General features: G+C 68.4%; 18 protein-coding genes. 7 read left to right on the top strand and 11 right to left on the bottom strand.

What is annotated here, in order from left to right; translation table 11 throughout:
* The first annotated feature begins 34 nt into the window (after window positions 1-34).
* Window positions 35-394 carry a 5-carboxymethyl-2-hydroxymuconate Delta-isomerase gene (locus IDM45_RS10235; RefSeq protein ID WP_209422746.1) on the top strand — a complete coding sequence of 120 codons (360 nt, stop codon included), beginning with the start codon at window positions 35-37 and terminating at the stop codon, window positions 392-394.
* Between the two features lie 96 nt (window positions 395-490).
* Here IDM45_RS10235 and IDM45_RS10240 read toward each other — a convergent pair whose 3' ends face one another.
* The 6 genes from IDM45_RS10240 to nadC form a co-directional block, all read right to left on the bottom strand.
* On the bottom strand, window positions 491-3,265 hold the full coding sequence (locus IDM45_RS10240; protein WP_209422747.1) for an Lcl C-terminal domain-containing protein: 2,775 nt from the start codon (window positions 3,263-3,265) through the stop codon (window positions 491-493).
* A complete protein-coding gene (locus tag IDM45_RS10245; RefSeq protein ID WP_209422748.1) occupies window positions 3,262-3,492 on the bottom strand; it encodes a four helix bundle protein in 231 nt (76 codons plus the stop codon). The genes IDM45_RS10240 and IDM45_RS10245 overlap by 4 nt, the downstream gene beginning before the upstream one ends.
* 24 nt (window positions 3,493-3,516) lie before the next feature.
* On the bottom strand, window positions 3,517-4,320 hold the full coding sequence (locus tag IDM45_RS10250; RefSeq protein ID WP_209422749.1) for an Lcl C-terminal domain-containing protein: 804 nt from the start codon (window positions 4,318-4,320) through the stop codon (window positions 3,517-3,519).
* Window positions 4,321-4,655: 335 nt separating this feature from the next.
* Complete coding sequence (locus tag IDM45_RS10255; RefSeq protein ID WP_209422750.1) at window positions 4,656-6,473, bottom strand: chorismate-binding protein; 1,818 nt, start codon at window positions 6,471-6,473, stop codon at window positions 4,656-4,658.
* 111 nt (window positions 6,474-6,584) lie between these two features.
* A complete protein-coding gene (gene nadA / locus IDM45_RS10260; RefSeq protein ID WP_209422751.1) occupies window positions 6,585-7,700 on the bottom strand; it encodes a quinolinate synthase NadA in 1,116 nt (371 codons plus the stop codon).
* A complete protein-coding gene (nadC, locus tag IDM45_RS10265) occupies window positions 7,697-8,569 on the bottom strand; it encodes a carboxylating nicotinate-nucleotide diphosphorylase (RefSeq protein ID WP_209422752.1) in 873 nt (290 codons plus the stop codon). Before nadC ends, nadA begins: the two co-directional genes overlap by 4 nt.
* Before the next feature lie 119 nt (window positions 8,570-8,688).
* Between nadC and panB the strand changes: the two genes are divergently transcribed.
* Together panB and panC are read left to right on the top strand one after the other, a co-directional pair.
* Entirely contained in the window at window positions 8,689-9,573 is an 885-nt protein-coding gene (gene panB / locus IDM45_RS10270; protein WP_209422753.1) for a 3-methyl-2-oxobutanoate hydroxymethyltransferase, read from the top strand.
* A gap of 25 nt (window positions 9,574-9,598) precedes the next feature.
* Window positions 9,599-10,438, top strand: coding sequence for a pantoate--beta-alanine ligase (panC, locus tag IDM45_RS10275; protein WP_209422754.1), 840 nt, complete (start codon window positions 9,599-9,601; stop codon window positions 10,436-10,438).
* A 33-nt stretch (window positions 10,439-10,471) separates the two neighbouring features.
* On the opposite strand, the gene IDM45_RS10280 is transcribed toward panC, so the two are convergent.
* Entirely contained in the window at window positions 10,472-10,756 is a 285-nt protein-coding gene (locus IDM45_RS10280) for an SMP-30/gluconolactonase/LRE family protein (protein WP_209422755.1), read from the bottom strand.
* 373 nt (window positions 10,757-11,129) lie between these two features.
* Between IDM45_RS10280 and IDM45_RS10285 the strand changes: the two genes are divergently transcribed.
* Complete coding sequence (locus tag IDM45_RS10285) at window positions 11,130-11,750, top strand: hypothetical protein (RefSeq protein ID WP_209422756.1); 621 nt, start codon at window positions 11,130-11,132, stop codon at window positions 11,748-11,750.
* Window positions 11,751-11,807: 57 nt separating this feature from the next.
* On the opposite strand, the gene IDM45_RS10290 is transcribed toward IDM45_RS10285, so the two are convergent.
* From IDM45_RS10290 to IDM45_RS10305, 4 genes are all read right to left on the bottom strand, one after another.
* A complete protein-coding gene (locus tag IDM45_RS10290; protein ID WP_209422757.1) occupies window positions 11,808-12,809 on the bottom strand; it encodes an NAD(P)H-dependent glycerol-3-phosphate dehydrogenase in 1,002 nt (333 codons plus the stop codon).
* 148 nt (window positions 12,810-12,957) lie between these two features.
* Complete coding sequence (secB, locus tag IDM45_RS10295; RefSeq protein WP_209422758.1) at window positions 12,958-13,416, bottom strand: protein-export chaperone SecB; 459 nt, start codon at window positions 13,414-13,416, stop codon at window positions 12,958-12,960.
* Between the two features lie 116 nt (window positions 13,417-13,532).
* Window positions 13,533-13,790 (bottom strand): glutaredoxin 3, encoded by a 258-nt coding sequence (gene grxC, locus IDM45_RS10300; protein ID WP_209422759.1) that lies wholly within the window; start codon window positions 13,788-13,790, stop codon window positions 13,533-13,535.
* A 53-nt stretch (window positions 13,791-13,843) separates the two neighbouring features.
* The gene (locus tag IDM45_RS10305; RefSeq protein ID WP_209422760.1) at window positions 13,844-14,251 is read right to left on the bottom strand and encodes a rhodanese-like domain-containing protein; all 408 of its coding nucleotides are present in this window, start codon (window positions 14,249-14,251) and stop codon (window positions 13,844-13,846) included.
* 81 nt (window positions 14,252-14,332) lie between these two features.
* Between IDM45_RS10305 and gpmA the strand changes: the two genes are divergently transcribed.
* The 3 genes from gpmA to IDM45_RS10320 all read left to right on the top strand — a co-directional run bounded on the left by gpmA (window position 14,333) and on the right by IDM45_RS10320 (window position 17,455).
* On the top strand, window positions 14,333-15,076 hold the full coding sequence (gene gpmA / locus IDM45_RS10310; protein ID WP_209422761.1) for a 2,3-diphosphoglycerate-dependent phosphoglycerate mutase: 744 nt from the start codon (window positions 14,333-14,335) through the stop codon (window positions 15,074-15,076).
* An 87-nt stretch (window positions 15,077-15,163) separates the two neighbouring features.
* On the top strand, window positions 15,164-16,600 hold the full coding sequence (locus tag IDM45_RS10315) for a S41 family peptidase (protein ID WP_209422762.1): 1,437 nt from the start codon (window positions 15,164-15,166) through the stop codon (window positions 16,598-16,600).
* Between the two features lie 108 nt (window positions 16,601-16,708).
* Window positions 16,709-17,455: a HesA/MoeB/ThiF family protein gene (locus IDM45_RS10320; RefSeq protein ID WP_209422763.1), complete on the top strand. Its 747-nt coding sequence runs from the start codon at window positions 16,709-16,711 to the stop codon at window positions 17,453-17,455.
* The last annotated feature ends 59 nt before the right edge of the window (window positions 17,456-17,514 follow it).

The following is a 17,514-nucleotide window of genomic DNA, read 5'->3' on the forward strand; positions in this document are numbered from 1 at the left end:
GCGGCGGCTTGTTCATCCATCCTGCGAGGCCTCTATGCCCCATCTGATCGTCGAATACTCGTCCAACCTGCCGGACTTCCCTGAGCGCGAGGCGCTGGCCGCGCTGAACGCCGCCGTCTGCGCCAGCCCCGAGGTGGCCGACGAGGCCGATCTGAAGACCCGCATCCGGCGCGTGGACAGCTACGAGATCGGCACCGCCCCGGCGCAGCGCGCCTTCGTGCATGGTCAACTGCGCCTGCTGTCGGGCCGCACGCCCCAGGCCAAGGGCGACCTGGCCGAGCGCGTCGCCAGCGTGCTGCGCCGCTGCACACCGCGCCCGGATGGCGTGCTGGTGCAGTTGAGCGTGGAAATCGTGGACATGGACAGGCCGTCCTACGTCAAGGAACGGCTGTGAACTGAAACGGGCTTTGTTGCACAAAGCCAACCTGCGGGGCTGGCAATCTCGGGACATGAGTGAACCCGAGTTGTGCAACAAAGCCGTTCACACCACTCAACGCACCGCAAAGCCCTGCATCAGCCCCCGGCCGGGATAGCGCACGTACAGCTTGCCGTCCTCTCCAAACCACCAGGTGCTTTGCAAGTGACTGACATCCAGGCGCTGCAAGGCGTAGTCGGGCACCAGGGTGTAGTGCTGGGCTTGGTGGCCGGTCGGCAGGGTTACGCTGATGGTGCCGTCAGCGTTGCCGCGCACCTGGGCGGCGGCATCGAGCATACGCACCAGGCTTTGGACACGCGCAAAATCATGCGCCACCGGGTACAGGGTTTGGCTGTGGCCTTGCGCGTCAGTCCAGGTCAGGTGGCCGGCAGCATCCGTACCCACTCCAGGGCTGGCACCTTCCTGGACTGCATAGCCCGCCTGCACCGCCCATTGCTGGCCCGACAGGTTCAGCCGCAGGCTGCCGTCGGCCTGCAAAGCGGTGCTGCCACCCAGGCTACGGACAAAACCAGCCAGCGCCCCCAGGTCTGAGACCGCCGGACTCAACGGCACGGCCAAGTGTTGTTGTACCAGGGCCAACCCACCGTTGCCGGGCGCGGCGTCACCAGAGTGCTGCACGCCATCGGCCAGTTGCAGGCCGGCATCGGCCCGTACCTGCCCGAGCATGGCCACGCTGTAGCGGTTGCCCTGGGCGTCACGCACCAGCCAGCCGCCCCAGTCGTTGGGGGCATCGCCCTCCAGTTGCAGGCCCATGCCCGCCAGTTGCTGGCGCAAGAGGGTCAGCACGTTCTGGCCGCTGCGCTGGGCAGCGGCATTGAGCTGGGGCACAGTGGTTTGCAGCGTCAGGCCGGGTGTGGTGGGCAGGCTCAAAGGGTCGCCCGCCCAGCCCTGGTTGCCGCTGGGTGAGCCCAGCCAGGGCAGGCCTTGCATCTGTCCCTGTGCGCTCCAGCGCGCCTGCTCGCCGGCGTACAAGCGCCACAAATACGGCTGCGAGGCAGACTGTTCGGGGCCGACGATATCCACATGGCACTGAGCGACAGCTACTTGGGTAGCGCCGTTTTGCACGCTGGCCACCAGGCTGGCGGGCGTGGCGGCGCAGTCGCCCCCTTGCAGCACGGGGCCAGGGGCCGCGCCGGCGCCAGGCAGCGCCAGCAAAGACTGACCTGCACTCTGGCCCACCAGCGTCACCTGCCCGGCGGTAAGCGATAGCGCGAACTGGCCTGGCCAGGGCTGCTGCACGAGCAACGCGCTACCACTGCTGCCCGTCAGTTGCAGCGTGCCGGTGCCGGGCAGCCCAATGGTGGCCGGCTGGTTGCTGGCAATGGGAGCATCCAGACGCAAGACAGTGCCGCTGTTGCCGTTATTGACCAAGGCCAAGGTCTGCCCAGAGGTTACGTCAAGCACGTCGCCACCGGTGGTGGGCGGTCGCGGTGGCGGCGGTGGCGGTGGCGGCGGTGGCGGCGGTGGCGGTGGCGGCGGTGGCGGCGGTGGCGGTGGCGGTGGCGGTGGCGGTGGCGGTGGCGGTGGCGGTGGCGGTGGCGGCGGTGGCGTACTCACCGAGATATTCACCGTGGCATCGGTTGCTGGCAGATAACGGTTGGTGCCCGTATCGCCCGTGCCCGCCTGGCTGGCCGTCACGATGCAGGTGCCTGGGTTGGTACCCGTAGCGGTAGTGCCGTTGACCGAGCAGTGGGTGTTGCCCGTAAGGCTCACACTCAGGCCCGCATTGCTGCTGGCGCTGATGGCGCTGGTGCCACCCCTGAAGATGCTGGCGGGGCTGGCGCTGATGGTCAGCGTCTGGCTGGCGTAGGCGGCGGTGCAGGCGGTATTGGTGCCGCCATTGCTGCCGTTGCAACCCCATTGCCACTGGCCACCGATGCCGGTGATTGATGTCTCTGTACCACTGCTGCACAGGTTGGCAGCAGGGGCCGTGGCGCTGGCCGTGCCGCTGGCGCTGCCGCAAGCCCCATTGATGGCGGCGGCAGCAGTGGTGAACTGCACTTTGATTGGCGACGCGCTCAACTGGCCCGAAGCCTCTGCCACCAGATAAAAGTCATAGCTGGTCGCCGCGCTCAGGCCGCTGGCGGTAAAGCTGGCGAGCGTGCCCGCTATCATCGTGCCGTTACCATTGGCTACGAGTGTCACGCTGCCGTAGCCCGCCCCGGCCTTGACCTGCGCGGACGTGGGTGCCGTGCTGCCGCTGGGCACCACCAGCCAGTAGCCGGTGCCGGCCTTGTCGCTGGTACCCACAAAAGCCGCGCTGGTGCTGGTGGGCGTGCCCGAGATCGCTACGGCGCTGAGCGCCGGCAAAGGAGCCAAAGACTGTCCCGCGCGCACCAAGCGAACGCGGTAGCTGAGGCTGCGGCCGTCGCCGCTGGCGCTGCCACCGTAGAAACTCACGCCCCACGCGCGGCTCGAATAGCCGGCAACGGGCGAACCCGACCAGACGTCCGAAGACGGCGTTCCCCGGAAAACCGCGTCATTGATGCTGGGGTCGGTCTTGCATTCCTCCACCAGGCTGCGCAACTCCTTCAGGTTGGGCAGGCGCCAATCGCTGTGACCGGCAAAGCTGGCCGCTTCAGCCGTGCTAAGGGCATCGGCCCAGTTCATGTTCGTGCCCGACCCGGTGCAGGTATTGCCGTCCCAGTTTTGCCCCTCCAGGCATTGCTTCCACATCAGCCCGGTGCGGGTGTCGGTGACGGTTTGGTCGTCATGCACGGTGTAGATGTTGTCGGGGTTGCTGGCCGGGATGTTGTTCTGGCAGGACAAGGCCTGGGCTGCGCCTGCGGACAGGCCCAGGGACAGGGCAAGCAGGGGTGGAAATTTCATGAAATGGCTCCTGGAGAGCAGGGGGTGGATGTGAGGGGATGCGCGAGTGCATGCGCCACCAGGCGGCAAATGGCCATGGCCTGCTGGCGCAGCTCGCTGCCCAGGGTGTATTTGTGGTAACGGGCAAAGCCGCGCACGGCCAGCTCCACCTGCAGCAGCAGGCGCTGCGCATCGCGCCACAGCGGCAATTGCCGGTAGCGCGGGCCGCGTGCGTTGGGGTGGTTCATGGGCAGACAGGGCAAAAAGCAAAATCACTGTCCCGCGCGCACCAAGCGAACGTGGAAGTCGTTGCTGCGGTAGTCGAGGCCGGCGTAGCCAACGTTGAAACCCACGAACCACGCGTAGCTCGAATTGCCGGCATCGGGCGAACCCGACCAGACGTTCGAAGACGGTGTATTCAGGAAATAGATGGGGTCGATGGCCGGGTTGCTACGCCCCAGGTCGGCAATGCCTTCAAGCTCCTTGATGGTGGGCATGCGCCAGTCGGTGTGGCCGCACAAGCCTGCACCGGCATTGACGGCTGCAACGTAGTTTTGCGTGTTGCAGTTCTGGCCACCCAAGGTATTGCTGCAAGTGGTGGTGTTGCCTGCAGCGCCGTCGGCACCACCGTTGGTGTTTGTGTCGGTGTTGTACCAGGTGTAGGTGTGGCTCTGGCTGCGCAGACCGCTGGTGGTCTTGACCTCCCAGATCAGGCCGGTGACGTTGTCGCGCGTGCAAGCCCAGTCGTCGGGGCCGCTGCCCAGGGCGACGCTTGCATCCAGCACATGGCCGCTGTTGGAGATTTTGCTGAAGTCAAAGCCTGCGTTGCCGCCGCCGATTTTGGCCAACACGCCATCGGCTGCCGCCTTGTCGCGCCCGTAGTGGCAGTCTTGCCCGGCGGGGTGGCTGGCATCGCAGGTGCTGACGTTGCCGTTGAGGGCATCGCCGCTCCAGGTGATGCCGGTGTCGTTCAGGGGGTGGGTCTGGGCCTGCGCGGCGGGGGCGGTACACAGGGCCAGGGCCAGCCAGGGCGCAAGGGCGGCGCTGCGGGACAAAGAAGCGGGGGTGCGGGTCATGCCAAAAATCCTTGGGCAGAGGGTGCGGGGAAGGGGTGCAAAAAAGACCAGGCGCAAAAAAGCGCCGCCCAGGCTGGCCTGGACGGCGCTTCAAAAGGCAAATGGAGAAAAACAGGCGCTAAAGCGGCTCGGCTCGGCTCGGCTCGGCTCGGCTCAAAAATGTGACGTTGAAAGAGCGCATGTCAAGCATGTGGCTGTCATTGTCTGCATTGGCTCTAAGGTTACCCTGAATCGTGGACTCCATAGCCCGGGTTTTCATGCAGCCTCTTTGCGGTGGGCTGCGATCTCATGGGTCTTCAGGGAGGACACGCCGTGGTGGCGCCCTGCCCTGCGTGCTACCGCTGCCGTGCGCCTGCCACCAGCCGTGCCGGCAGCCAGCCGCGCAGGCTGTTGACGAAGGCCCAGCCTTGCACGCGCGGCAGGTCGGCCAGGGTCAATGCCTGCTCCACCAGCCGCCCCGTGCGCAGCAGTTCGGCCCGGCCCACGCCGGGCAGCAGTCCGCAGGCCTGGGGCGGCGTGATCCAGCGGCCATCGAGCAGCGCGGCGACGTTGCCGAAGGTGGTTTCGGTGATCTCGCCGGCTTCGTTGTAGAGCAGTGTGTCGAACACCCCGCTGCCCGGCGGCGGGGCAAAGGCGGCGTAGTGCGCGCGCCGGGTGGTCTTGTGCCGCACGAACTCGCTGTGCGCGTGCGCGAAGGGGCGATCCGCCAGCGCCAGCAGCACCGGCGTGGCCGTGGGCGCCAGGGCAAAGGCCTGGGCGCGCGCGCCGCCCTGCGCATCCAGCAGCAGACGCACGCGCCACAGGCCCGAAGGGTGGGCGCGCGCCAGCCCGTCCAGGCAGAGCTGCACCGCCGCCTGATCGAACGCATAGCCGAAATGCCCGGCCGCGCGCTGCAGCCGTGCCAGGTGCGCGGCGTGGTGGCGCAGCGCGCCCTCCTCCAGCGCCAGCGTCTCCAGCAGCTCGAAGGGCTGGCTGGCGCGCTCGACGAAGGCGCGCTTGGCGGCCCACTCGCGCCATTCGGCGTCAGGCTCGGCGCCCCAGACGATGCCGCTGCCGATGCCGCAGTACACCTCGCTGCCCTGCAGCTCCAGCGTGCGGATGGGCACGTTGAAGGTGGCGGCCATCGCGCCGGCCCCCTTGTGCGGATCGGGCCGCACCACGCCCACAGCCCCGCAGTAGATGCCGCGCGCGCCGGCCTCCAACTGGCGGATGGCGCGCATGGCCTCGACCTTGGGCGCGCCGGTGACCGAGCCGCACGGGAACAGCGCCGCAAACACGTCAGCGAGCTGCGTGCCGGCGCGCGTCGCGGCCTGCACGTCCGAGGTCATCTGCCACACGGTGGGCAGCGCCTGTGTCTGCAGCAGGCGCGGCACCTGTACGCTGCCCGGCTGGGCAAGGCGCGAGAGGTCGTTACGCAGCAAGTCCACGATCATGACGTTCTCGGCCCGCTCCTTCGGGGACGCGCGCAGCCGCTGCTCACGCTGTGCATCAGCCTCGGGCGTGGCGCCGCGCGCCGCCGTGCCCTTCATGGGCCGCGTGAGGATGGCGCCGCTGCCGTCCGCCCTGGCGCGCCAGTCGAAGAACAACTCGGGCGAGACCGACAGCGCCTGCACCTCGCCCATGTCCAGCAGCGCCGCATAGCCGCCCGGCTGGGCGCGCTGCAGGGCGGCGAACAGCGCCTGCGGCGTGCCGGCGTGCAGCCGCCCGGTCAGCGGGGCGGTGTAGTTGACCTGGTAGAAGCGGCCCTCGGCAATGCCCTGCTGGATGCGCGCCAGGGCGGCGTCGAAGTCGGTGCGCGGCAAAGGGTCGGCCCAGTCCACGCTGGCGTCTGGCTGTGCGTCGGCAGCACCTTGCTGCGGCCAGGGCAGCGGGGCGTCATACACGGCGAACCAAACCAGCGGGACGGTTTGCTGCGCGGGCACTTCATGGACGGCCAGCGCGGCATCGAAGGCCGGCGCAGCCTCGTAGCGCAGGGCGCCGACGCACCAATGGCCGGCGCGCGCGGCCTGCTCGACGGCGTGCAGCAGGGCCGGCACCTCGCCCGGCTGCCAGGCCTGCAGCACCTGCAGTGGCGTGCCAAAGGCCTGGCGCAGGCGCGGTGCTGCCGGCTGCCAAGGGTTGGCGAAGTCGATCAGTGCGCTGAGGTTTTGCATCAAAATGGCTTGAAACCCTTGGTGGACAAGCGGAAGCAGCTATTAAAAAAGCAGCACAAAGACCCTGCAAGCTCCCTCTCCCCCGAGGGGGAGAGGGAGCGGCGTGCGCGGCTAGGCGGCGCCCAGGTGCGGCACCAGCGCGCCCGCGCTCTGCCCGCTCTTGAGCGCAGCGGTAAAGGCCAGCATCCGGTCGATGGGCTGGCGCGCGCGCGGGATCAGCGCCGCATCCACTTCGATGGCGCCAGCGCCGGTCTCCAGCGCATGGGCCACGCCGGCCAGGCCGTTCATGGCCATCCAGGGGCAGCTGGCGCAGCTCTTGCAAGTGGCGCTGTTGCCGGCGGTCGGCGCCTCGATGAAGGTCTTGCCGGGGTTTTGCGTGCGCAGCTGGTGCAGCATCCCGCTGTCGGTGGCGACGATGAAGGTGTCGGCCTCGAACGTGCGCGCCGCACGCAGGATGGCGCTGGTCGAGCCCACGGCGTCGGCCAGCGCCACCACATCCGCCGGGCTTTCCGGGTGTACCAGCACGCGCGCGCCGGGGTGCTCGGCCTTGAGCAACTCCAGCTCCTGCGCCTTGAATTCGTCATGCACGATGCAGGCGCCGCTCCACAACACCATGTCGGCGCCGGTCTGCTGCTGGATGTAGGCGCCCAGGTGGCGATCCGGCGCCCACAGAATCCTGTGGCCGGCGGCGTGCAGCGCGCCCACGATGTCCAGCGCGCAGCTCGACGTCACCACCCAGTCGGCGCGCGCCTTCACGGCTGCGCTGGTGTTGGCATAGACCACCACCGTGCGATCCGGGTGCGCGTCGCAAAAGGCGCTGAATTCATCTGCCGGGCAGCCCAGATCGAGCGAGCAGGTGGCGTCCAGGTCGGGCATGAGCACGGTTTTGTGGGGCGACAGGATTTTGGCCGTCTCGCCCATGAAGCGCACGCCGCTCACCACCAGCATCGTGGCCGCATGGTCGCGGCCAAAGCGCGCCATCTCCAGCGAGTCGCTGACGATGCCGCCGGTTTCCTCGGCCAGATCCTGCAGGTCGGGGTGGACGTAGTAGTGCGACACCAGCACGGCGTTCTTCTGGCGCAGCAACTGGCGGATGCGCTCCTTCAGCCGTGCGCGTTCGGCCGGCGGCGGCTCGGGCGGCACGCGCGCCCAGGCGTGGCGCGTGGCGCAGGCGGATGCGCCCTGCGGCTGCTCGTATTCGACGCTGATGACGGGGGCGCTGCTCATGCCAGCTCCTGCAGGCGCATGGAGTAATCGGTGGCGCGCACATCCTTGGTCAGCGCGCCGATGGAGATGCGATCCACGCCGGTCTCGGCCAGCGCGCGCAGGCCGGCGAGCTGCACGCCGCCGGAGATTTCCAGCACGGCGCGGCCCGCGTTCAGGCGCACGGCCTCGTGCAGCATGGCCAGCGGCATGTTGTCCAGCAGCACCATCTGCGCGCCGGCGTCCAGGGCTTCGCTCAGCTGCTCCAGGGTTTCCACCTCGATCTCGATGAAGCTGGCCTGCTGCGCCACGGCCTGCGCGGCGTGCAGCACGGCGCGCACGCCGCCAGCAGCGGCGATGTGGTTTTCCTTGATCAACACGGCGTCGTGCAAGCCGATGCGGTGGTTCAGCCCGCCACCGGTGCGCACGGCGTATTTCTGTGCCAGGCGCAGGCCGGGCAGGGTCTTGCGCGTATCGACGATGCGCGCGCGCGTGCCGGCCACGGCATCGACGTAGGCGCGCGTCTTGGTGGCTACGGCGGACAGCAGCTGCAGGAAGTTCAGCGCCGTGCGCTCGGCGGACAGCAGGGCGCGCGCCTGGCCCTCGATGTCCAGCACCACCTGGTCGGGGGCGCAGCGCCCGCCCTCGGCCACGTGCCAGGTCAGCCGCACCTCGGGGTCGAGCGCACGCAGCGCAGCTTCCACCCAGGGCGCGCCGCAGACGATGGCGCTCTCGCGCGCCAGGATGCGGGCCTGGGCGCGCCGCTCGGGGGCTATCAGGCCGGCGGTCAGGTCGCCGGCGCCCACGTCCTCGGCCAGTGCGCGCTGCACGTCGGCCTGCGCCAGCGCCTGCACGGCCCGTGGGTCGAAAAGAATATCGGAGGGAGTCTTCATGGGGCGCGAAGCATAGCCGCAACGCACCTGGCGGCAGGCCCGGGCAGGGGCGATGCTGCACTGCGCATAGACTTGCGGGCGTTTTTCTGCTGCCAATCCGACTTGCCTAGAGTTCCGACGTGACCGACACCAGCCCCGCCACGCCCTACGGCACCCTGCCGCCGGCCTCGCCGCTGCCGCAGCGCCGCCCCATCAGCCTGCCGCGCCTGGCGCAGCTGCGCGCCGCCGGCGAGAAGATTGCCATGCTCACGGCGTATGACGCCACCTTCGCCGCCGTGGCCGACGCCGCCGGCGTCGAATGCATTCTGGTGGGCGACTCGCTGGGCATGGTCTGCCAGGGCCTGCCCAGCACCGTGGGCGTGACGCTGGAGACCATGGCCTACCACACGGCCAGCGTGGCGCGCGGCCTGCACCGGGTGCAGGGCACGGCCTGGCTGATCGCCGACCTGCCCTACGGCAGCTATGGCGAGAGCTGCGAGCAGGCCATGCGCAGCGCCTGCCAGCTCATGCAGGCGGGCGCGCACATGGTCAAGCTCGAAGGCGGCGGCTGGACGACCGAGGCCGTGCGCTTCCTGGTCGAGCGCGGCGTGCCGGTGTGCGCCCACCTGGGCCTGACGCCGCAGACCGTGCACGCCCTGGGCGGCTACCGCGTGCAGGGCAAGGGCGACGCGGCCGCCGCCGAGCTGCGCCGCCATGCGCTGGAGCTGCAGGACGCGGGGGCGGCCATGCTGGTGCTGGAGATGGTGCCCGCGCCGCTGGCCAGCGCACTGACCGCCGAGCTGCCCCACTGCCACACCATCGGCATCGGCGCGGGCAGCGGCACCGCTGGCCAGGTGCTGGTGCTGCACGACATGCTGGGCATGAACCTGGGGCGGATGCCGCGCTTCGTGCGCGACTTCATGGCAGCGGGCGACGGCAGCGTGCGCGGCGCCATCGAAGCCTATGTGCGCGCCGTCAAGGACGGCAGCTTCCCCGACAACCAGCAGCACGCCTGGTCTGCCTGATTCTTCAACTTTCCCGGAGCGCGTCATGCAGACCGTCCACACCATTGCCGACCTGCGCGCGGCCCTGTCCGGGCGTGGCCACCCGGCCTTCGTGCCCACCATGGGCAATCTGCACGAGGGCCATCTGGGCCTGGTGCGCCAGGCCCGCAGCCTGGGCGACATCACCGTAGCCAGCATCTTCGTCAACCGCCTGCAGTTCCTGCCGCACGAGGATTTCGACAGCTATCCACGCACCCTGGAGCAGGACGCCGAGCTGCTGCGCGCGCACGGCTGCGACCTGCTGTTCGCTCCGCGCGAGGCCGACCTGTACCCCGAGCCGCAGACCTACAAGGTGCAGCCCGACCCGCAACTGGCCGACATGCTGGAGGGGCACTTTCGCCCGGGCTTCTTCACTGGCGTATGCACCGTCGTGCTCAAGCTGCTGTCGTGCGTGTTTGCCGGCAGCCCGGGCGTGGCGGTGTTCGGCGCCAAGGACTACCAGCAGCTCATGGTGGTGCGCGCCATGGCCCGGCAGTTCGCTCTGCCGGTGGAGATCGTTGCCGGCCAGACCTGCCGCGCGGGCGATGGGCTGGCGCTGAGCTCGCGCAACGGCTACCTGAGCGAGGCCGAGCGCGCCCAGGCGGTGCAGTTGTATGCGGCGCTGCGGGGGCTGGCCGATGCCGCGCTGGCGCCTGGCGCCGACCTGCCAGCGCTGGAGCAACGCGCCCTGGACACGCTGCGCGCGCAGGGCTGGCAGCCCGACTACCTGACAGTGCGCCAGCGCAGCGATCTGCAGCCGCCGACCGCGCTGCAGGCCGGCACGCTGGTGGCCCTGGGCGCAGCGCGGCTGGGCGGCACGCGGCTGATCGACAACATCGAGTTCTGAGCGCGAGTTCACGCGATCTTCGGAGGCTGTGCGCTAGGCGCAAAACGCGGCACGTCCACCCGCGTCGCCAGCAGGCGTGCCTGGCGGGCAGCGCTGCGCGGCGCACAGGAACAGCGTGCGGCCATCGTCGCCGCCCAGCGCCACGGCAAAGATGCCCTCGGGCGCCGTGTCGATCTGCTCCAGGATGCGCCCGCCCTCGGCCATGCGCACCGCACGGTGGGTGTAGAAATCGACGAACCAGAGGGCGCCGTCGTGCCAGCGCGGACTCTCCAGGTAGGTGAAGCCGTCCGCGATGACCTGCAGTTCGCGTGGTTGCATGGTGTCTGCCTCCTGTCTGTGAAAGCGAATGGCACAGGGGATTCAGGCCTACGCCGGGCCTGACCCTACACGGACAGCCTGCGCAGCCGGCCCTGGATAAGGTGAGGGCGTCTCAACGATTCGCTCACCAGGAGGTTTTCCATGCCCATCATCTTGTGGCTTCTCGGCGTTCCGCTGTCCATCGTGCTACTGCTCTTGCTGTTCGGCGTCATCTGAGCCGTGCCGTGCGCTGGCAGACCGGCGCACCCACTGCAGCATTCCCCCTGCCCACAACCCGCCAGGCTGCCGGCCTCGCGGGTTGTTTGCATGGCGCAAGCGGCGGGCAACAATAATGCCTGCGGCGCACTGCCCTCCACTTCCTCAGGATGAACCCATGAACCAGATCACCCTCGGCGCAGCCCTGCTGGCTGCCCTGCTCGGCACCGGCACGGCCGGCGCCCAGTCCGTCTATGGCCAGGTCGGCACCACCGGCGGCACACTGGGCTATGTCCAGCATATGGACAGCTTCAACCTGCGCGGCGACCTGAACTTTGCCGACTACAGCCGCAACTTCCACGCCGGCAGCGTGGACTACGGCGCCAAGCTGAAATTCACCACCGTAGGCCTGTTCGCCGATTTCTTCCCCGTTGGCCAGTTCCGCATCACCGCCGGCGCCTTCCTGGGCAAGGACAAGATTTCCGCCTATGGCAAGAACAGCCCGACCTCGGACGTGCTGCCCGGCGAGTACGTCGAGGGCCGGGTGCGCACCCGCACGGCGCGTCCCTACCTGGGCATAGGCTGGGGCTTCGGGCCGAAGGCCGGGCCGGGCCTGTCCTTCACCGCTGATCTGGGCGCCAGCTATGGCTCGCTGCGCACCGAATACGATGTCTCGCCTGGTATGCAGCGCTATTGGGGCAATGATCGCGTGCAGCAAGAGCGCCGCAAGTTCGACGACAAGGTGCGCGACTACCGCTGGGCGCCCGTGGTGCGCGTGGGCGTGTCCTACCGTTTCTGAGCCGGCAGCGCTCCTGCCCGGCAACGACGCCCCGCTGGCCGGGGCGTCGTGCTTTCTTCACTCCTCGCGCGGATCGCGCGCCATCAGCTGGCGCACGGCGGCAGCAGCGTCGATGCGGCCATCGAGCAGCGCCACCACGGTCTCGGTCAGCGGCATCTCGACCCCGGCGTGGCGTGCGCGCGCCAGCGCCGTGCGGGCGCTATAGACGCCTTCGGCCACATGGCCCAGCGACTGCACGGCCTGCTCCAGGCTGTGGCCCTGCGCCAGCAGCAGGCCAACCTTGCGGTTGCGCGACAGGTCGCCCGTTGCCGTGAGCACCAGATCGCCCAGGCCGGACAGGCCCATGAAGGTTTCGGCGCGGGCGCCCAGCGCCAGGCCCAGGCGGGTCATCTCGGCCAGGCCGCGCGTGATCAGGGCGGCGCGCGCGTTCAGGCCCAGCTGCAACCCATCGCACAGGCCGGTGGCAATGGCCAGCACGTTCTTCACGGCCCCGCCCACTTCCACGCCGACGATGTCGTCGTTGGCATAGACGCGCAGCTGCGGGCTGTGCAGCGCCTGCACCAGCAGGTTGCGCACTTGGGCGTCGCGGCTGGCAGCCACCAGCGCCGTGGGCTGGCCGCGCGCCACCTCCAGGGCAAAGCTGGGGCCGCTCAGGGCGCCGCCGGGTACCTGCGGGGCGATGCGGGCATGGATTTCATGCGCCAGCAGGCCAAAGGGTTCGTGTTGCTGCGCCGCCTCGAAGCCCTTGCACAGCCAGACCAGGGGCGTGCGGCACGCGCGCAGTTGCAGCAGCAGGCCGCGCAAGGCGGCCATGGGCGTGCCCAGAATGAGCAGATCGGCACCCGCCAGCAAGGGGGAGAACTCACCCGTGGCCAGCCGCAGCGCCGGCGGCAGCGCCACGCCGGGCAGATAGCGGGTGTTCTCGTGGCGCGAGCGCATGTCGGCGGCCTGGGCACCATCGCGCGCCCACAGCGTCACCTGGTGCCCGGCGGGGTGCGTGGCAGCGCTGATGGCCACTGCCGTGCCCCAGGCACCCGCTCCGAATACTACTATTTTCATAGCTATCAGCGCTTGTCCAGCAAGGCTTAGAGCCGAAAAAGACTGAAATTCCAGCGTGTATTCAGCCTCTTTTTAGCCGATTGCAGCCCTGCCTTGCCGGAGGGCGCAGCCGGCTGCGTCGGTTGTTTACTGCCGGTTCATTGCCGGGTTACTGCGCCGTGCTGTTGGCCGCTTCGGCAGCGGCGGCCTGCTGCTGCTCGTACATGGCCTGGAAGTTGATCTCGGCCAGGTGTACGGGCGGGAAGCCGGCACGCGTGATCACGTCGGCCACGCTGGCGCGCAGGTAGGGATAGACGATCTGCGGGCAGGCCACGCCGACGACCACGCCCATCTGCTCCTCGGGCACGTTGCGGATCTCGAAGATGCCGGCCTGCTTGGCCTCGACCAGGAACACCGTCTTGTCCTGGATTTTGGTCTGCACGGTGGCGGTGACGGCCACCTCGAAAATGCCCTCGACCACCGGCGTGGCCTCGACGCCGAGCTGGATGTCCACGCTGGGCTGCTCCTGCTCCAGCAAGATGGTGGGCGAGTTGGGCTGCTCCAGCGACAAATCCTTCAGGTACACGCGCTGGATCTGGAATACGGGGGTTGCGTCTTCGGTGGCCATGGGGGAAGTCCAATCGTCAGTCAAAACAAAGCCCGCCGGGGAAGCGCTCCCGCAGCGGGCTACTGGGGCGCCATTATGCAATGGCGCATGGGGGCCGCATGGGGCGAAAAGCCGCCTCAGCCCTGCAGCAGCGGCATCAGGGCGCCCCGGCCGTCGAGTGCCACCAGGTCATCGTGGCCGCCGACGTGCGTGTCGCCGATGAAGATCTGCGGCACGGTGCGCCGCCCCGTGGCGTCCATCATGTGCTGGCGCGCCTGGGGATCGGTGTCGATGCGGATCTCCTCGATCTGCTCCACGCCCCGGGCCTTGAGCAGCTGCTTGGCGCGGATGCAGTAGGGGCAGACGGCGGTGGTGTACATCTTGACGGCTTGCATGGGGGTGTCCTTTCAGGGTTCGGGGTGGCCAGACAGGGCAGGTGCAGGCGGCCTCAGGCCTTTTCAACCGGCAGGCTGGCGGCGCGCCAGGCCGCCAGGCCGCCGGACAGCGACTGCGCCTTCTCATAGCCCAGCGCCCGGGCCACTGCCGCAGCGCGCACCGAACGCGCGCCCTTGGCACACACCATGATGACCGGCACGGCCTTGTTCTTGGCGACCTGCGGCAGACGCTCCTGCAGCTGCGCCAGGGGCACGTTCCTGGCGCCCTTGACGTGGCCGGCGGCGTATTCCTGCGGCTCGCACACGTCGATGAGCACGGCCTTTTCGCGGTTGATGAGCTGCACCGCCTCGGCGGCCGTCACGCCGCCGGCCATGCCGCCCTTGAGCGTGGGCACCAGCAGTAACGCGCCGGAGGCCACAGCCAGAAAGATCAGATACCAGTTGTCGAGAATGAAGTTCACAGCAAAGCGTTCCAGGGCAAGAGCGAGGCGGGGATTCTAGAATGCCGGGTTTGATTTCGGCCTGCAAACACTGGGAGTCCCATGCACAAGCTCGTTTTGATTCGCCACGGCGAGTCCACCTGGAACCTGGAAAACCGCTTCACCGGCTGGACTGACGTGGAGCTGACCGCCACCGGCGTCGAGCAGGCCAGGAACGCCGGGCGGCTGCTGGCCGCCGAAGGCTATGAATTCGACCAGTGCCACACCAGCGTACTCAAGCGCGCCACGCACACCCTCTGGCACTGCCTGGACGCCATGGAGCGCACCTGGCTGCCGGTGGCGCACAGCTGGCGCCTCAACGAGCGCCACTATGGCGCGCTGCAAGGCCTGAACAAGGCCGAGACAGCCAGGGAGTACGGCGACGAGCAGGTGCTGGTCTGGCGCCGCAGCTACGACACGCCGCCGCCGGCCCTGGAAGCGGGCGATCCGCGCAGCGAGCGCGGCGACATCCGCTACGCGCAACTGCAGGCCGATCAAGTGCCGCTGACCGAGTGCCTCAAGGACACCGTGGCGCGCGTGCTGCCCTACTGGCACGAGACGATTGCCCCGCAGATCCGCACCGGCCAGCGCGTGCTGATCGCCGCGCACGGCAACTCCATCCGCGCCCTGGTGAAATATCTGGATGGCATCTCGGACGCCGACATCGTGGGCCTGAACATCCCCAACGGCATTCCGCTGGTCTATGAGCTGGATGCCGAACTCAAACCCCTGCGCCACTACTACCTGGGCGACGCCGAGGCCGCAGCGCGCGCCGCCGCTGCCGTGGCCTCGCAGGGCAAGGCCTGACTGGCCAAGGATGGCCCGCCCCGGGGAACCGGCCAGGCGGGGCTTTGTCCAAGCGGTATATTGAAAAACACGCTTCAAAGGTGCTCGATGGGCCAGAAACTCAAGATTGCGGGATGGATTTCGATTGGCGCCCTGGCCGGGGTGCTGACCACCGTGTCGCTGCAGACCGTGGCGCGTGGCGCCATGACGCCGCTGCCGCTGGAGGAGATCCAGCAACTCTCTGCGGTCTTCGGCCTGATCAAGACCGACTATGTCGAGCCGGTCGATGACAAGAAGCTGATCACCGATGCCATCTCCGGCATGGTGGCCAGCCTCGATCCGCACTCGCAGTATTTCGACAAGAAGTCCTTCAAGGAATTCCGCGAGGGCACGTCCGGGCGCTTCGTCGGCGTGGGCATAGAGATCACGCAGGAAGACGGCCTGATCAAGATCGTCTCGCCCATCGAAGGCTCGCCGGCCTTTCGCGCCGGCCTCAAGACCAACGACCTGATCACGAAAATCGACGACACCGCCGTCAAGGGCCTGTCGCTCAGCGATGCCGTCAAGCGCATGAGAGGCGAGCCAAGCACCAAGGTCACGCTGACCATCTTCCGCAAGGACGAGAGCCGCACCTTCCCCGTCACCATCACGCGCGAGGAAATCAAGACCCAGTCGGTCAAGGGCAAGGTGGTCGAGCCTGGCTACGGCTGGATCCGCCTGTCGCAATTCCAGGAGCGCACGGTGGATGACTTCGTGCGCAAGGTCGAGGAGATCTACAAGAGCGAGCCGCAGCTCAAGGGCCTGGTGCTCGATCTGCGCAACGACCCGGGCGGCCTGCTCGATGCCGCCGTGGCGATTTCGGCGGCCTTCCTGCCCGAGGATGTCACGGTGGTCTCCACCAACGGCCAGCTCGCCGAGAGCAAGTCCACCTTCAAGGCCTCGCCCGAGTTCTACCTGCGTCGCGGCCAGGGCGATCCGCTCAAGCGCCTGCCGGTAGCCCTCAAGCGCGTGCCGCTGGTGGTGCTGGTCAATGAGGGCTCGGCCTCGGCCAGCGAGATCGTCGCCGGTGCGCTGCAGGATCATGGGCGCGCCACCATCATGGGCAGCCAGACCTTCGGCAAGGGCTCGGTGCAGACCGTGCGCCCGCTGGGGCCGGACACCGGCATCAAGCTGACCACGGCGCGCTACTACACGCCCAGCGGCAAGTCCATCCAGGCCAAGGGCATCGTGCCCGATGTGATGCTGGACGAGACCGCCGAGGGCGACCTGTTCGCCTCGCTGCGGATGCGCGAGGCCGATCTGGAAAAGCACCTGTCCAGCGGCCAGGGCGAGGAAGAAAAAGACCCGGCGCGCGAAAAGGCGCGCGAGGAAGCCAGAAAGCGCCTGGAGGAAGAAGTCAAGAAACCCCTGGCCGAGCGCAAGCTGCCCGAGTTCGGCACCGACAAAGATTTCCAGCTCACCCAGGCGCTCAACCAGCTCAAGGGCAAGACCGTGCTGGCCAGCAAGACGCTGACCGAGCGCAAGGAAGAGCCCCAGGAAAACTGATCCGCTGCGCTGCCTGCCCCGCAGCTCGCCAACCCAGCGCCAGACACCAGGCCGGGCCGTCCGCAAGGGCGCCCGGCCTTGTCACATGCGCCGCATCCACCGCCCGCCATGACCGACGACCAACTGCTTCGCTATTCCCGCCACATCCTGCTCGACGAGATCGGCATCGAGGGCCAGGAACGCATCCTGGCGGCCCATGTGCTGATCATCGGCGCCGGTGGCCTGGGTTCCCCCGCCGCCCTGTTCCTGGGCTCCGCCGGGGTCAGCACGCTGACGCTGGTGGACGACGACGAAGTCGATCTGACCAATCTGCAGCGCCAGATCGCCCACACCAGCGAGCGCGTGGGCAGCCCCAAGGTGCAATCCGCCGCCCAGGCCGTGCAGGCCATCAACCCGCAGGTGCAGGTGCGCTGCATCCAGCAGCGCGTGGACAGGCAGGCGCTGGATGCGCTGGTGGCGCAGGCCGATGTGGTGCTGGACTGCAGCGACAACTACCGCACCCGCCACGCCATCAACGCCGCCTGCGTGGCCGCCGGCAAGCCTCTGGTGGCGGGCGCCGCCATCCGCTTCGATGGCCAGGTCTCGGTCTATGACCGGCGCCATCCCGGCGCCCCCTGCTACGCCTGCCTGTTCGCCCCGGACGCGCAGTTCGAGGAGGTGCAGTGCTCCACCCTGGGCGTGTTTGCCCCCATGGTCGGCATCATCGGCACCATGCAGGCTGCCGAGGCACTCAAGCTGATCGTCGGCATCGGCCAGTCGCTGGCTGGGCGACTGCTGATGCTCGACGGACGCGACATGCAGTGGAGCCAGATGCGCGTGGCGCGCGATCCGGGCTGCCAAGTCTGTGGCCGGTAGCTTGCAAGTCAGCATCTCTCCTACGCTGCCAGCGCTCCGAAGCTGGCAAATTCCCCGCT

It is taken from the genome of Melaminivora jejuensis (assembly GCF_017811175.1).
GTDB lineage: Bacteria > Pseudomonadota > Gammaproteobacteria > Burkholderiales > Burkholderiaceae_C > Melaminivora > Melaminivora jejuensis.

Bases quoted from the DNA above. Each gene is read 5' to 3' on its own strand.
- IDM45_RS10235 (WP_209422746.1), top strand. From the start codon at position 35: ATGCCCCATCTGATCGTCGAATACTCGTCCAACCTGCCGGACTTCCCT.
- IDM45_RS10240 (WP_209422747.1), bottom strand. From the start codon at position 3,265: ATGAAATTTCCACCCCTGCTTGCCCTGTCCCTGGGCCTGTCCGCAGGC.
- IDM45_RS10245 (WP_209422748.1), bottom strand. From the start codon at position 3,492: ATGAACCACCCCAACGCACGCGGCCCGCGCTACCGGCAATTGCCGCTG.
- IDM45_RS10250 (WP_209422749.1), bottom strand. From the start codon at position 4,320: ATGACCCGCACCCCCGCTTCTTTGTCCCGCAGCGCCGCCCTTGCGCCC.
- IDM45_RS10255 (WP_209422750.1), bottom strand. From the start codon at position 6,473: ATGCAAAACCTCAGCGCACTGATCGACTTCGCCAACCCTTGGCAGCCG.
- nadA (WP_209422751.1), bottom strand. From the start codon at position 7,700: ATGAGCAGCGCCCCCGTCATCAGCGTCGAATACGAGCAGCCGCAGGGC.
- nadC (WP_209422752.1), bottom strand. From the start codon at position 8,569: ATGAAGACTCCCTCCGATATTCTTTTCGACCCACGGGCCGTGCAGGCG.
- panC (WP_209422754.1), top strand. From the start codon at position 9,599: ATGCAGACCGTCCACACCATTGCCGACCTGCGCGCGGCCCTGTCCGGG.
- IDM45_RS10280 (WP_209422755.1), bottom strand. From the start codon at position 10,756: ATGCAACCACGCGAACTGCAGGTCATCGCGGACGGCTTCACCTACCTG.
- IDM45_RS10285 (WP_209422756.1), top strand. From the start codon at position 11,130: ATGAACCAGATCACCCTCGGCGCAGCCCTGCTGGCTGCCCTGCTCGGC.
- IDM45_RS10290 (WP_209422757.1), bottom strand. From the start codon at position 12,809: ATGAAAATAGTAGTATTCGGAGCGGGTGCCTGGGGCACGGCAGTGGCC.
- secB (WP_209422758.1), bottom strand. From the start codon at position 13,416: ATGGCCACCGAAGACGCAACCCCCGTATTCCAGATCCAGCGCGTGTAC.
- grxC (WP_209422759.1), bottom strand. From the start codon at position 13,790: ATGCAAGCCGTCAAGATGTACACCACCGCCGTCTGCCCCTACTGCATC.
- gpmA (WP_209422761.1), top strand. From the start codon at position 14,333: ATGCACAAGCTCGTTTTGATTCGCCACGGCGAGTCCACCTGGAACCTG.
- IDM45_RS10315 (WP_209422762.1), top strand. From the start codon at position 15,164: ATGGGCCAGAAACTCAAGATTGCGGGATGGATTTCGATTGGCGCCCTG.
- IDM45_RS10320 (WP_209422763.1), top strand. From the start codon at position 16,709: ATGACCGACGACCAACTGCTTCGCTATTCCCGCCACATCCTGCTCGAC.